This window comes from Niastella sp. OAS944, assembly GCA_024809215.1.
Taxonomy (GTDB): domain Bacteria; phylum Bacteroidota; class Bacteroidia; order Chitinophagales; family Chitinophagaceae; genus Niastella.
In genome coordinates this window covers 35,938-50,208 of record JANUBW010000007.1, presented here as the reverse complement: position 1 = coordinate 50,208, position 14,271 = coordinate 35,938, and the positions used below count along the sequence as shown (strand labels likewise).

Annotated in this window: 12 protein-coding genes; 2 read left to right on the top strand and 10 right to left on the bottom strand. The window is 41.7% G+C overall.

What is annotated here, in order from left to right; translation table 11 throughout:
- Positions 1-4: 4 nt before the first annotated feature.
- From GGD38_RS24640 to GGD38_RS24625, 4 genes are all read right to left on the bottom strand, one after another.
- The gene (locus tag GGD38_RS24640; RefSeq protein WP_375296939.1) at positions 5-661 is read right to left on the bottom strand and encodes a response regulator; all 657 of its coding nucleotides are present in this window, start codon (positions 659-661) and stop codon (positions 5-7) included.
- Positions 662-678: 17 nt separating this feature from the next.
- Positions 679-1,470: a sensor histidine kinase gene (locus GGD38_RS24635; RefSeq protein ID WP_375296940.1), complete on the bottom strand. Its 792-nt coding sequence runs from the start codon at positions 1,468-1,470 to the stop codon at positions 679-681.
- A 42-nt stretch (positions 1,471-1,512) separates the two neighbouring features.
- Positions 1,513-2,175 carry a hypothetical protein gene (locus GGD38_RS24630; RefSeq protein ID WP_375296941.1) on the bottom strand — a complete coding sequence of 221 codons (663 nt, stop codon included), beginning with the start codon at positions 2,173-2,175 and terminating at the stop codon, positions 1,513-1,515.
- Positions 2,176-2,981: 806 nt separating this feature from the next.
- Entirely contained in the window at positions 2,982-3,455 is a 474-nt protein-coding gene (locus tag GGD38_RS24625) for a hypothetical protein (RefSeq protein WP_375296942.1), read from the bottom strand.
- Positions 3,456-4,057: 602 nt separating this feature from the next.
- Between GGD38_RS24625 and GGD38_RS24620 the strand changes: the two genes are divergently transcribed.
- On the top strand, positions 4,058-6,154 hold the full coding sequence (locus tag GGD38_RS24620) for a ComEC/Rec2 family competence protein (protein ID WP_375296943.1): 2,097 nt from the start codon (positions 4,058-4,060) through the stop codon (positions 6,152-6,154).
- 100 nt (positions 6,155-6,254) lie between these two features.
- Complete coding sequence (purH, locus tag GGD38_RS24615) at positions 6,255-7,778, top strand: bifunctional phosphoribosylaminoimidazolecarboxamide formyltransferase/IMP cyclohydrolase (protein WP_375296944.1); 1,524 nt, start codon at positions 6,255-6,257, stop codon at positions 7,776-7,778.
- 360 nt (positions 7,779-8,138) lie between these two features.
- Here the strand turns inward: purH and GGD38_RS24610 are convergent, their stop codons facing one another.
- The 6 genes from GGD38_RS24610 to GGD38_RS24585 form a co-directional block, all read right to left on the bottom strand.
- Complete coding sequence (locus tag GGD38_RS24610; RefSeq protein ID WP_375296945.1) at positions 8,139-9,464, bottom strand: hypothetical protein; 1,326 nt, start codon at positions 9,462-9,464, stop codon at positions 8,139-8,141.
- A gap of 65 nt (positions 9,465-9,529) precedes the next feature.
- Positions 9,530-10,906: a LutB/LldF family L-lactate oxidation iron-sulfur protein gene (locus GGD38_RS24605; RefSeq protein ID WP_375296946.1), complete on the bottom strand. Its 1,377-nt coding sequence runs from the start codon at positions 10,904-10,906 to the stop codon at positions 9,530-9,532.
- Between the two features lie 58 nt (positions 10,907-10,964).
- Complete coding sequence (locus GGD38_RS24600; protein ID WP_375296947.1) at positions 10,965-11,561, bottom strand: DUF3109 family protein; 597 nt, start codon at positions 11,559-11,561, stop codon at positions 10,965-10,967.
- 58 nt (positions 11,562-11,619) lie between these two features.
- Positions 11,620-12,213 (bottom strand): hypothetical protein, encoded by a 594-nt coding sequence (locus GGD38_RS24595; protein WP_375296948.1) that lies wholly within the window; start codon positions 12,211-12,213, stop codon positions 11,620-11,622.
- A 28-nt stretch (positions 12,214-12,241) separates the two neighbouring features.
- Positions 12,242-13,594 carry a gliding motility-associated protein GldE gene (gene gldE, locus GGD38_RS24590; protein WP_375296949.1) on the bottom strand — a complete coding sequence of 451 codons (1,353 nt, stop codon included), beginning with the start codon at positions 13,592-13,594 and terminating at the stop codon, positions 12,242-12,244.
- A gap of 167 nt (positions 13,595-13,761) precedes the next feature.
- Positions 13,762-14,211, bottom strand: a complete 450-nt coding sequence (locus GGD38_RS24585) for a single-stranded DNA-binding protein (protein ID WP_375296950.1) — start codon at positions 14,209-14,211, stop codon at positions 13,762-13,764.
- Positions 14,212-14,271: the final 60 nt, after the last annotated feature.

The window sequence follows — 14,271 nt, the reverse complement described above, 5'->3', positions numbered from 1 at the left end:
ATCATTATATTTCCACCATACTATGCTTTATTGCATATATAACAAGCCCCACCCGGGTTTTCACGCCCAGCTTTTCAAACAGTGAGTTGCGGTAATCATCCACAGTACGGGGGCTCACAAACATTTTGGTGGCAATGTCTTTATAGGTTAATTCAGTACAAACCCACTTCAGGAACTCTTTTTCCTTTTCGGTAAGGTGAACGGGTTCGTTGGGTTTATCCATGTCTTTATGCAGGCCGCTGATGATCTTACCCGAAATGAGTTCAGAAAGATAAAAGTCTTTGTGCAGAACAGAATCGAGCGCCAGTTTAAGTTCTTCAGGCTCGGCATTCTTCATTATATAACCTTTTGCACCAAGGCGCAACATGCGAATGATAATGTTCTCATCGCTGAACATCGACAGCGCTAAGATCTTTACCTGCGGAAAATTCTTGTATATCCATTTGGCAGTTTCATAGCCATCAATATCCGGCATATTTACATCGAGTAAAATAATGTCGGGTATTATATGCTTGTTGAGCTTTTCCTTAACATCCTGTCCGTTACTGGCCTCAAACAATACTTTGTAATTTTCAAAAGAATTGATCAAACGTGCCAGTGCATTCCGCAGCAAAGTATGGTCATCTGCAACTGCTACCTGTATGTTTTTATTAACAGTCATTATCGCGCATTCACTTTTTAATTGGGTAAAGGTAACTGAATAGAAATAATAGTGCCCTGGCCGGGCTCACTTTGCATATCTATTTCAGCACCAATTAATTTTGCCCGGTTGAAAATACTCTTTAATCCAACACCAGCCGCAGACGATGTAGAATTTTTCTTTTCAGCTACATTAAAGCCAATACCATCGTCGGTTATCTTCATTATGAATTTATCGTCGAGATAAGTTAATGTAATCCGTACAGTTTTAGCTTTAGAGTGCTTTAGAATGTTGTTGAGATTTTCCTGGAAGATCCTGAACAACACGATCGCCTTCTGATCATCGAGGCTTTGTTCTATACCCGATACCCCGAACTCTATTTCAAGTAATCCTGTCCGGTTTATGTTTTCCAATTCAAAGTGTATCGATTCGGCCAAACCAATTTGGGCTATACGATCGGTATGCAAACTTTTGGTTAGGTTGGCCAGGTCGATCATTGCTTTATTTAGCACCCCGCGGGCGCCCTGTATAGGTTCCCAGGCATCATGCTTATCATCCATAGGTAATACTGCCAGCGAAAGCTTTACTACCGATAGCATTTGACCAATATTATCATGCAGTTCCTGCCCTATGTTCTTAAAGGTTTCCTCCTGTATTTCCAGTTGCGACTTTAACGTTTCCCGTTCGTACTCCTCCTTCATCCGGTTTATCTCCATAATTTGCCTGTGCTGCCGCCGTTGGTACAGGAACAGAATGGTAACAATAAAGCCTACCAGTAACACCGCCAGAATAGCACCAATTATTATTACTATATATATCTCAGATGTCATATAAGCACCATTGGAGCAGGCAATTTAGCATAAAGTTCAACGCTATAGCGGAGAAGGCTTATTGTTTTTATGATAGTTCAAAAAGGCTATGGTAATCATGGTATACGATATATAATTTACCAGCATAATAAGACTGAACAAAATGCGGGATTCCGCAAATGTAAATCGCATGTTGAGTGTTGCCGGCAGTATAAGCGGTATCATACAGCTGTTTAGTACCAGCATGCTGCTGGCAATCCAAAAAGCAGGCATTTTAAAGGGGCTTTCGTTAATCGCCTTCTTAAAAAGCTCGCTCAGAGAGTACCCGCTAAAAAAAGAAACGATAATAGCGCCGGTAAAATAGTTAAGTGTATTAAAATGGGCCATGCCTTGTATAAAAGCAATATTAAGAATAGCAAATGCAATAAATGTAAAAGAAAGACCTGCGAGCAATTGGATAACCCTTTTATTAGCGATCAGGCTGGATAGTATAAAGCTCCAAAACCCGAACTGTACCACCTGGTAAATGTTGTACACTTTATGATTATTACCAAATTGCTCGGCCCACCACCACCCCATGAGTTCGGTGATCATGGTGAGGAAAATAAACCAGGGCAGCAGTTTCATTGGGGAAAAGGTCCACTTCAAACGCCTGGTGCAAACCACACCTGTTACAAAACAAACGATCAAGAGAATATGGTATATAACTAATAATGGTCTTATCATTTCTGGTTATTAATAATTATTCCAGATAAATCCTAAGCCAGGGATACAATTTAGATTATCGGGGCATGTTATTATCGTATTGAACGCCGGAATTGGATCTTACATAAAAATGCTATAGAAAATAAAGAGTATAATAAAATATTAAGGCATGTTAGAATGTAACTCAGGTTTTTTAAAATGATATCGGGCAGGCCAGGCAAAAAATTCCATAAACCAATAAGCGGAAAAGTACAGCAATAAAAGAATAACAGACCAGAGCATATCCAAAATGCCGGTTCCTTTACCAGGTTTACCGAATGCGTTGATTGAAATAGTTCGAAAAAATAATACATACAGCCAGCCACCACCAATAAGCACCCAATTGAATATGTGATGGTATGAAATGATCTCTGTTGAACAAACATTCTATTGAGCAGCACCAGAACCGGGTATATAGTCATTAACCACAAAATGATCTTTCTCGCCTTCAAATTATATATGCTGAACGCTATAATAAACAGGTAAAACATGAATTCGAATGACGTAAAAACTATATAAAGTAAAGTTACATTCCATTTATATTTTATGAAGAACCAGGCGCTAACTTCTACTGTCAGCGTAATAAACATGAAAAAAGGAAATAATTTCAGGTATTTCGGTATGGAGACCTGAAAAAACAGGTATATCGACGCCAACAGGCAAATGATCTCAATTATTAGTGTTGGAAAGTTCATCAGCCGCTAATGTAGAGAATTCGACCATAAAAAAAAATCCGTCCCGGATAAACCGGAACGGATTTATATAATATAAGCTTTAGCTGTAATTACCTAGATAACAATCATTCCTTTATCGCCCTTATCAACGATAGTAACACCCAATCCATTCCAATCAGTATCAGTACCACTTCCGGGAGGCCATTGGCCCATGTTGTAGGCCAGCAGTTGTTTGCCTTTGTTAGTTTCGTGGTAAACGTTCTTATGTGCTATACCTGTAGCTGTTTCCTGACGGTCTGTTGCTACAAATACAGTGGTTTGCTTGCCGGCATAACCTTCTCTCTCATTAAAATTTTCTGGATATACACCAAAATGCACGCTAACACCATTGGCGCCGGCTTCTTTTGCTTTTTGCAGAAATTCTTCCAGCTCCTCTATTGAATAGAACAGACTCAGCGAATCATCCTGGCCGATACGCTCAGAATTCTGTTGCCATCTTTCCTGTTTATATGTACGGATAAGTGTGTTAACATGGTTGGCATCCACGTATCTTCCTACCCTTAAGGATTTTTTTTCAATAGTAGTCATAGCTTGTGAGTTTTGATATTGAGTGATTGTGTTGTCGACTCAAAAGTAACCGCGAAGGCACAGCAAACTTCGGCTATAACAGGGTGTTAGCCAACTAATTACAAATTACTATTATTCGTAACGTGAAGGAATTCAATTAGTCACGTGAAAAAGACGGTTCAAATACCGTGAAATGAGGAAGAAATAACCGCCAATAAACGGGATCCTTACCCCCGTCTTTTTACGGGGATCAACCAACCGTAATTTACCCGTACAAAAAACCGTATCTAATAAATCGCGCTTTTCTGGCATGTATCCGGTTTTTGTCTGAAATTAGACATGGAGAGTTGCTATCATCCCGTTTTAGAAATCCAATGGTCCTGTGAAAACCCGCCGACAGATTTCCTCAAGGCTTTTGTTATCCTACAAATCCTCTTGAGGAAATTTTATTCTGATAACAGAATTTTTCCTTTTTCAAACTACCTGCTTTATCTTTTTACCATTAGCCTTGTCCTTTTTTGATAAAGTAGGTAGTTTGTTTTTCAAAGTACCTTCCCCCTCTATCTTCTGCAAACACAGGTTCCCCGTATTAATACCAATTCCATTGTATTTTACCATTCGGTATGCCACATTTGCCTGCCTGGCCCATTTGGAAAGGATCACCATTTATCCGGCTTATTATCCCATTTGCCGGCGGTATTACTTGTCAGTGGTATTGGCCCTTAACCGCTTCTTCTTTATGGCTGCTTTTCGCCTTCAGCGCTATTGCCCTCTGGCTGTATTCCGCACTGCCATTATCTCGCCAATACCGTGCCCAATGGTATAACGGCTTGTGGCTACACGTTATGTTATTTGCTATAGGAGGTTTATTATTGTTCTATAATGATGTACGTAATGAAAACCTGAATATTACCAGGCAATATGTTGTAGGAAAGGCTGTGCTGGTGACTATTGAAGAACCACTGTCTGAAAAAAAACAATCCTTTAAAACCATAGCATCTGTTCAGGCAGTGCTGTTTAACCATTCTATTACTAAAGCCGGCGGAAAGATCATACTGTATTTTCAGAAAGACAGTAATGCTCAACAACTTCATTATGGCAAACAGTTGTTACTCTATAAAGCTTTGCAACCGATTAAAAATACAGGTAACCCGGGGTGCTTTGATTATCAGCGGTATTGCACTTTTCAGGGCATTTCATACCAGGTATACCTGAAGCGAGGCGAGTATGCACCGCTCAAAATAGAAAATGAAAACCTGTTTAGGAAATATCTTTTTTCCACAAGGGAAAAAATTATTAATCTCCTGAAGAAATACATTACAGGCGCCAAAGAAGCCGGGCTTGCCGAAGCCATGCTAATTGGCTACAAAGATGATTTAGACAAACGCCTGGTTCAATCCTACTCCGATACCGGCGCTGTACACATAATAGCCATTTCGGGGTTGCATCTGGGGCTAATTTACTGGCTATTAATATTGTTATGCAAGCCATTGGCAAAATATAAAACAGGGAAAACCATTCAACCCATAATTGTTATTGCCGGCCTGTGGTTATTCAGCTTTCTTGCCGGCGGTTCACCATCAGTGCTTCGCTCTGCCGTAATGTTCACCTGTATTGTGCTGGGCGCGCATCTGAACAGAAAAACCTCTGTGTATAACAGCCTGGCCGCTTCTGCTTTTTTGCTTCTTTGCTACAACCCATTCTGGCTTTGGGATGCAGGTTTTCAACTCTCGTATGCAGCAGTACTTAGCCTTGCCATTTTTTATAAACCCATTTACGACCTGTTGTTTGTTCCCAATAAAATAGTTGATACCATTTGGAAATCGGTATGCGTTACGCTTGCTGCCCAAATACTTACAGTACCGGTTTCAATATATCATTTTCACCAGTTCCCTAACTTATTCCTACTTGCCAACCTGCTGGCTGTCCCACTTTCAAGCCTTATTATCATTGTTGAAATTGTTATTTGCCTGGTAAGCGTTTTACCCGCGGCAGCAGCAGGCGTTGGCTATTTGTTACACTATCTTATTTACTGGCTGAACAGTTTTATTGAACAGGTAAGCAGATTGCCTTTTGCCATTACAAACGACCTGCAGATCAGCCTGCCACAACTCGTTTGCCTGTATGTTTTTATTACTGCCACAGCATGGTGGTTAATGTATAACAAAAAGCAGGGTGTATCAATTGCATTGCTGGCTTTATTAACATTTATTGTATTTCATATAACCACGGTGTGGAATGCATTGCATCAAAGGAAGCTCATTGTATATAACGTTCCAAAGCACAGCGCCATTGACGTTATGGTAGGTAACCAATTTATATTTAAAGGCGATAGTACACTACAGCACGATGAGTTATTACAAAAATTTCATTTGCAACCAAGCAGATCACTATACCGCGTAAACAACACAAAAGACACGGGAAAAATACGGAGTACAAACAACCGCTTCTTTTTGGGGAATTTCTCCTTTTTATTAATCGATCGGCCGTACAGGCTTTATAACGTTACACCCAAAACGCCGGTTGACATTATTATTCTTTTGAACAACCCACCGTTAAAAATTGCAGAACTCACCGGTGTTTTCACCTGTCGTCAATTCGTTTTTGATGCATCAAATGCCCCCTGGAAGGTGGCCAAATGGCAACAGGAATGTGAAGAACTGGGACTTTCGGGCTTTTCTGTGGCAGACAAGGGCGCTTTTGTTTTCAACCTGTATTAACCTACCTTTGCGCCCTTAAATCGACCCCGCGGCCCGTGCTGGCAGGTTGATGATCATTAATCCCCAATGTCCTTTCACTACTTCCGAATAAATTACGCATATGACCAAAAAGATACAGTCTGCTCTTATTTCCGTTTTTTATAAAGATGGCCTTGAGCCATTGGTAAAGGAGCTGCACAAACAAGGCATTACAATCTACTCTACAGGTGGTACTCAATCGTTTATAGAGAAACTGGGAATTCCTGTAGTTCCGGTTGAACAGTTAACGACCTACCCTTCTATATTAGGTGGCCGGGTTAAAACCCTGCACCCCTCAGTTTTTGGTGGTATCCTTGGCCGCAGGGAGCTTGAAAGCGATGTTCAGGAAATGAAACAATATAACATCCCTGAAATTGACCTGGTTATTGTTGACTTATACCCATTTGAAGAAACAGTAGCATCTACCAGCGAAGAAAAGCTGATCATTGAAAAGATCGACATAGGCGGCCCCTCTATGATCCGTGGTGCAGCCAAAAACTTTAGCCACGTTACTGTATTGGCTGCTAAAGCCGATTACCAGGTACTGGCCGATATGCTCGCTGCACAAAACGGCACTACCACTCTGGAGCAACGCCGTGCATTTGCCTCTAAAGCTTTTCAAATTGTAGCCCATTATGATGTGGCTATTGCAAAATACTTTAATCCTGAAGGCGATCTGTACTTCCTAGAGTCAATTCCCAGCCCCAAAACAATGCGCTATGGCGAAAACCCACATCAAACCGGCGTTTTCTATGGCGATCTTAACCAGTTATTCGATCAATTGAACGGCAAGGAACTTTCTTATAATAACCTGGTTGACGTTGATGCTGCAGTTCAGCTTATAAACGATTTCTCAACCGATGAAACCGGCGCCGTATTCGGCATTATTAAACATACCAACGTGTGCGGTATAGCATCGCGTAACACAGTTAAAGAGGCATGGGACACTGCTCTGGCCGGCGACCCCGAAAGTGCATTTGGCGGCGTACTGGTATGTAACAAAACCATAGATAAAGCCACAGCCGACGCTATTAATGAGATCTTCTTTGAAGTATTGATAGCCCCCGCATTTAATGAAGATGCACTGGCAGTGTTGAAGTCAAAAAAGAACCGCATTTTGTTACAACAAAAAGCTACTTCAACCCGCACTAACCAATACAAATCCGTGTTGAACGGTGTGCTGGCCCAGGGTGAAGATAAAGGCAATTACCTGGAGTGGAAAGAAGTTGGCGGCCGCGAAAGCAATGCTGCTGAAAAAAGCGATCTGGTATTTGCAAACATCGTGTGTAAGCACCTGAAGTCAAATGCCATTGCACTGATTAAAAACAAACAACTTATTGGTAAAGGCTGCGGACAAACAAGCCGTGTTGATGCTTTGCGTCATGCACTGGAAAAAGCACGCCAGTTTGAGTTCGATTTAAATGGCGCCGTACTTGCCAGCGATGCCTTTTTCCCATTCAATGACTGTGTGCAGTTAGGTCATGCAGCCGGCATTACAGCCTTTATTCAACCGGGTGGTTCTGTACGCGATAAAGACTCAATTGAATATTGCCAGCAACATCAGTTAGCAATGATAATGACCGGTATGAGACATTTTAAACACTAGTTTTACAACATCCATAAAACTACAAAGCCTCCCTGCATAAACCGGGAGGCTTTGTGATTTTATAACATTCTCTTGGTTTACATAATTAGTTATATAAAACTGGTAAGAACCCGGATAGCCAACACATACATTAGTAACCACCGGACCATTGCTGATAATTTTTTGCGCGCAGGCATACATAGCATATTGATAGCTTGTTCCGGCAAAAAGTGTATTCATCCGAACTTCATAAATTCCTTCGGGAATACCCTAATGATAAAGTAATACCGCGAGCCTATCAAGAGATAGCTACATATACGTTAGAAAGAAAATTAAAGGCAGGAAAATACATTTCTTCAATTTACACAAACTTGGTCACATCTATTCATCAGTGTAAGCGTCCCAGTAAACAGTTTCTTTCATAAACAGCTCAAACATCTTACGCCAGCCTTCATACGCCGGGTCAGTACCTAAAATGAAATTGTGCCAGATGGGAATAAAAACTCCTTTACAACCTTTCACCTGTTCATAATATTGCATCAGCTCGTTATAGGTTTGCTGCGGTGTTTGCTTTTGCTCAAATAATGAATTGGCATCCATAAAGCAAAAGGGATACAACATAAGTGAAGTGGTAGTTTCTTTCTCCAGGTCGTACCAGTAATACGGTGAACATACAGAGGCTCTGAATCCATTTATACTTCCATACCCCATTGAAAAGTCTTTCTCGATTCCTGTTTCAATTAACCGGCGAAAGGTGGCCGGAAGCGAAAATCGAATATAGTGCTGCCGGCTGTGAAAGATCTTTTTATCGCCCACCACTTCCAACCATTCCAATTCTTCTTTCAACAGGGAGGTATCATCACCGCTTTGCCACGAAGGATGCCAGCCCAAATGATAGGTGTTTGCGTAATACGTTATAAGATCACGAAATTCACTGCTTTGGCAGGAATTGTTCTTATCGTATAAAGATGTTTTTTTAGCTGCCAGGAAAAAAAAATAAGGCTTAAGCCGGCAATACAAATGCCAGGCATCGAGCCATTCAAAACAATCGAATGGGTCTTTTCTTTTGCCACGTAACACCAACCATCTATCCTTCACCTTTGCCCATTCACCCTTACCAATGTCATTTATAAACCCGCCCAATGTTCGCTGCCAGCCTTTATGCAGGTACGACCAGGCCATATCAATATCATACGTTAAAATACATTTAAACTGGGCCTGCCTGAACACCAATTCCGGAAATTTAAACTGTAATGCTTTTTTAAACGATTGCAACCAGATATTAATCAGCGGTTGCGATAAGAACCCTTCTTTATATGCCAGCGAGTTAGTATGAGCATAACGGCCATACATATCTTTTTCGTGCGGCAGGTACTCTTCGTACCGGCTTAACAGGTAAAACGAGGCAGCAAAAATATCAAATGAAAAATCTCCTTTTGTTTCAAAAAATGCTTTATGAAAATTGATCTCAAAACATTCTATGGGCTGGTGTTTTATACCCGTTTCAAATAATAAGGCGGTCTTACGCAAAAAGAATTCTCCTTCAGAAAACTCCTGTGCCGAATAGTTTAGCCGGGGCTGTTTCGATGTTTTAAAATGGGCCTCATCGGTAGTTATCTGTATAGATTCGTCGAATAGCTCTTTACCAATAAAATCAACAATGTATTGCAGTCGAGGTGTGGCGGTATGGGTATAAAGAAGTAGCATCAGTAGGTGCAAAATAAAAAAGTCAACCGTAAAAGTTGACTTTTTTTAGACTATCTTTTATGTGATTACTTCTTATGCTTCTCCTTCCACATTTCATTAAACGTCTTTCCGGCAAAGTTCAGGTCGGCGCGATTGGTGGTCCACCCTTTAAATACCTTATTTACCATCCAGTTCTTTAGTTTCTGATTCCCCATGTTCATCATACCACGGTGAAGGCTGGCCTGTTTCCACACCTTCCAGGCTACTTTTTCGCCCCAGGCCACATCGCCATTTGTAACTGCATCGTGGCGGTTCTCAAGCAATATTTCGTGCAGGTTTATCTTAACAGCGCATACTTCGGTACAGTTACCGCATAAGGATGAGGCATAGCTTAAGTGCTTCCATTCGCCCATGTCTTTTAACTGAGGCGTAATAACCGCACCAATTGGACCGCTATACGTAGTTTCATAAGCGTGGCCCCCAATATTCTTATAAACAGGGCAGGCATTTAAGCAGGCGCCGCAGCGGATACAGTACAGGCTTTCGCGGGTTCTTTCATTGGCCAAAATGTTTGTGCGACCATTATCGAGCAGTATCACATACATTTCATCGGGGCCATCGGATTCTCCTTGTTGTCTTGGTCCTGAAATAATGGTGTTATATGAGGTGACCCACTGACCGGTGCCATAGGTTGCCAGCAGGGGCCAAAAAAGGCCCAGGTCGTTCATCGAAGGAATAACTTTTTCAATACCTGTTATAACGATATGAGTTTTAGGGAAAGCATTGCTTAAGCGGGCATTTCCTTCGTTTTCGCTCACAGCCACACCACCAATATCGGCCAGAATAAAGTTAGCCCCGGTAATGCCTATTTCGGCCTGTACATATTTCTCCCGCAATTTTTCGCGGGCTACCAAAGTGAGTTGTTCGGCTGATAAATTTGGCGCTACATGGAGTTTCTCGGCAAATAATTTGGCAATGTCCTCCCTGCTTTTATGCATGGCGGGGGTTACAATGTGATATGGTGGTTCCCCATCGAGTTGTTGAATATATTCGCCCAGGTCGGTCTCTACGCTTTCAATACCATGTTCTTCCAAATGATCGTTCAGGTGAATTTCTTCCGTTACCATACTCTTGCTCTTCACGATCGTTTTGCAATTCTTTGCTTTGGCAATCTTAAGTACTTCTTCCACTGCCTGTTTGCCATCTTCGGCCCAAATTACTTTTCCGCCGCGTTTGGTAAGCATGGTCTCAAACTGCTCCAGGTACTGATCGAGCTTTTCAATTGCCTTCCATTTTATATTTTTTGCCCGTTCCCGTGCCAGGTGCACATCTGTGAACTGCGCTTTTCCAAGCGGTACGGCAGCATTGTACTTTCCTATGTTGAAATTCACTTTACGCCTATGCTCCAGATCAGCAGCCTTTATGGTGCTTTTCGCCATGAAGGTGGAAGAATGCTCACTCATATCTGTATAATTCTAAAATCTTGTTTTAGTATGGTTGGTACTACTTAGGCCTGGCCAGTTATTTCTTTTTCTGAGGATAATATTCAGTAGCCGCTTTCTCCAGGGCATTGTAAAAGTCTTCGCCGTACTTGCGTATGATTGGTTCTTTGAGGAACTGATATACAGGTACTTTAAGCTTTTTCCCTAAAGAGCAGGCAGGGCTGCACAAAGTGGGGCGGGGTTCGTAGTTCATACGATCGTAATCGCCTTTTTTGCCATTTTTTTGAATAATGGGAAAGAAATGGCAACTGATGGGCTTTTTCCAACCAATAACCCCATCGTAATAGGCTTGTTCAAAAGCACATTTAATAATGCCCTTTTCATCGCGGCTACCATAAACACAGATCTCATTATCACCGCCGAGGGTAGGCGTTACCCAGCCAAATTCTCTATGATAAACGTATTTGCCTTTACGCTCAATTTCTGCAATAGCAGCGGGTGTGAGGTAGGGTTTTATTTTTTCGTACAGGTCAACCATAATGTCGAGCTCTGCATCTTCAAGCGGGGCGCCGGCATCTCCTTCTTCACAACAGCCACCTTTACATTTGTTAAGGTCGCACACAAATTGTGCTTCGGCTATTTCATCACTGATCAACACGTTGTCTACTACTATCACGTAAAAATGTTTTAAGGCGTAAAATTAAACATAAAGATGCAAATGGGGCCATCCAAAGCTATTTCCACCGGAATGTATTGATCAGGTGCTTCATATCTTCCTCTACAAAGTTGTTTACCACGCTTATAGAATCTGCATCGGGACTGGCATCAAAATACAAAGCCCCTCTTAAAAAGTGCTTTACCGAATCGGTAACAAAGAACTGTTTGGCCGTTGCGGCATTGCCGCCTACAGAAAAGAATACTCCACTTACGCCATTTTTAGTACGTATAGTTGAGTCAACGATCTCTGTTGCGCGGGTACTGTGCTTGTAGGTCATATTGAAAGCATCGTTCACCAGTTTATTGAGGTCATTTTTGCCAACCTCTTTATAGCTGATGTAAATTTTTCCATTTAAACGGGGAAATTCGATATTGATCCAATAAGGATTTTCAGGTTTATCTTCAAAAAAGGTGGTATCCTTTACAATGTTTGCGTATACCGGGTATTCAAAAGTATAGGGATATCCAGCCTGATCGAATACTTTGTATTCATGTTTGGGAAAATCGATCTTGAAGTATCCTTTCCGTTTAGGGGTGTACGTACTGTTACATGCTATTACCGAAACAAACAAAACAACAAGGGGAAGGTACTTTATCACAAATGTTTTCATTCAAAATTTACTATGGATAAAAGGGCCGTTAACTTACCTGCTTATCCTGTTTTATATTAATGGTCACTTTTATTTTTCGAATACGGTTGCGGTCAACCTCAAGTGCTACAAAATCAAAATCGCCAATGGTAGCCGTATCATTAACTTTTGGAATTTCGCCTACCAGTTCCAACATAAGGCCGGCCATAGAGTCGCTATCGCCTTTAACCTGATCGAAAGTATCTTCTTGCAAGTTCATCATTTTACAGGCGTCGTGTATCATGGTGCGGCCTTCGAAAATGTAGGTATTCTCATCGATCTTTTTGCTGCCGGTCTCTTCTTCATCAAACTCATCCCTGATGTCGCCAATGATCTCTTCCAGAATATCTTCCAGGGTAACAATACCACTGGTTCCGCCAAACTCATCAACCACTACGGCAAAGTGAATATGCCTTGTTTGAAATTCTTTCAGCAGGTCTTCAATATGCTTTTGCTCATGTACAAAAAATGGCGGCCGAACAACAATATGCCAGTCGAAATTATCGGGTTCATTCAGGTGAGGCAGCAGGTCCTTTGTGTGAACGATACCAACAATATCATCGAGGCTTTTACGGTACACCGGTAACCGGGAGTAATGCAGCTCTTCCACTTTTCTTTTCAGTGCCTGAAAGTTGGCTTCATATTCAATCCCATTTACATCGAGGCGGGTGCGCATGATCTGCTTTACCGTTATGTTGGGAAATTTATAAATGCCGGCCAGTATACGTTGTTCTTCCTCTTCGTGTATGGTGCTTTTAATGGCCTGTTCCAGTTGCTGGTGGGTATAAGCGCGGGATGCTTTACCGCCAAACAGGTTTTCCACGGTGTCAGATACTTTCAGCAGCCATACACTTATGCGTTTGAACATGTAAAAGATCACTTCAACCAGAAAGGATGCTTCATATGCCGAACGAAGATTGTTTTGTGAGGCGCGAACCTTGGGTAAAATTTCGCCAAACAGTATGATGAGAAAAGAAATGATGATAAGTTTTATGCCGTACGCCACCCACATGCTTATATTGCCTGGCTTTAGGATCAGCACCTGGTCAATAAGGAAGTTGGTAAGAATGATGATGGCGATATTCACCAGGGTATTGGCGATCATTAAAGAAGCCTGTAAAGCCCGGGGCTCTTCAAGCAGGGAGGCTATTCGCTTCCAGCCGGTATCCTGCTTGGTCTTTAGCATGTTAATATCGCGGTAAGTAAGTGAGAAGAAGGCCATTTCGGCGCCGGAAATAAAAAAAGACAACAGTAATAACACCAGCACAGCGGCAGCCAGCAGTGTGGTAGCCTGCACATTGGTCACCATCAACAGTAGCATATTCACATACTCATATCCAAAAATCAACAAAGGCTTGTCCAAAGCATGGGGTTTTCATGAATAAATTAGTCGTCAACTCGAATTATTTCCCTGTCATTAAGTTGTTAATCAACAAAGTTAATCAGAAAGGGGCCGGTTAAAAGCAATTTCATAACCTTTAATCGGCCCCTGCTGATATTTATTTCGAACTGCAAAAATAATAGTATGCGTTAGAATGGCAAATCCTGGGATGGGGAATCGCTTAAGGGTGGGATGTCGGCACTGTTAAAACCTTCAATATTCTCGCTATGAGTGGTGGTAGTGCCATGTGATCCGTGGGTGGAGTCGGCCCTTTTATCTAACATGATCAGGTTATCGCCAACTACCTCAGTTGCAAATTTCTTATTGCCTTCCTTGTCTTCCCAGCTACGAGTTCGAAGCCTGCCTTCAATGTATACCAGGCTACCTTTGTGTAAGTACTTTTGCGCCAGCTCTGCCAATCCTCTCCAAAGTACCACGGTATGCCATTCTGTTTGAGAAATGAGCTTGCCCGATCTGTCTTTAAATGTTTCGGTGGTTGCCAAAGGAAATTTTGCTACGGCAATATGTCCCTCAAGGTGCTGTGTATCCGGGTCCTTTCCTAAATTACCAATTAGCATTACCCTGTTTACTCCTCTCATAAGATGGTAAATTTGATGTTAATAATCGTCTGCGCCTTTTTTATTCCTTTTTAAAGTTAA

Bases quoted from the DNA above. Each gene is read 5' to 3' on its own strand.
- GGD38_RS24610 (WP_375296945.1), bottom strand. From the start codon at position 9,464: ATGCTACTTCTTTATACCCATACCGCCACACCTCGACTGCAATACATT.
- GGD38_RS24635 (WP_375296940.1), bottom strand. From the start codon at position 1,470: ATGACATCTGAGATATATATAGTAATAATAATTGGTGCTATTCTGGCG.
- GGD38_RS24625 (WP_375296942.1), bottom strand. From the start codon at position 3,455: ATGACTACTATTGAAAAAAAATCCTTAAGGGTAGGAAGATACGTGGAT.
- GGD38_RS24640 (WP_375296939.1), bottom strand. From the start codon at position 661: ATGACTGTTAATAAAAACATACAGGTAGCAGTTGCAGATGACCATACT.
- GGD38_RS24585 (WP_375296950.1), bottom strand. From the start codon at position 14,211: ATGAGAGGAGTAAACAGGGTAATGCTAATTGGTAATTTAGGAAAGGAC.
- purH (WP_375296944.1), top strand. From the start codon at position 6,255: ATGACCAAAAAGATACAGTCTGCTCTTATTTCCGTTTTTTATAAAGAT.
- GGD38_RS24630 (WP_375296941.1), bottom strand. From the start codon at position 2,175: ATGATAAGACCATTATTAGTTATATACCATATTCTCTTGATCGTTTGT.
- GGD38_RS24620 (WP_375296943.1), top strand. From the start codon at position 4,058: ATGCCACATTTGCCTGCCTGGCCCATTTGGAAAGGATCACCATTTATC.
- GGD38_RS24595 (WP_375296948.1), bottom strand. From the start codon at position 12,213: ATGAAAACATTTGTGATAAAGTACCTTCCCCTTGTTGTTTTGTTTGTT.
- GGD38_RS24605 (WP_375296946.1), bottom strand. From the start codon at position 10,906: ATGAGTGAGCATTCTTCCACCTTCATGGCGAAAAGCACCATAAAGGCT.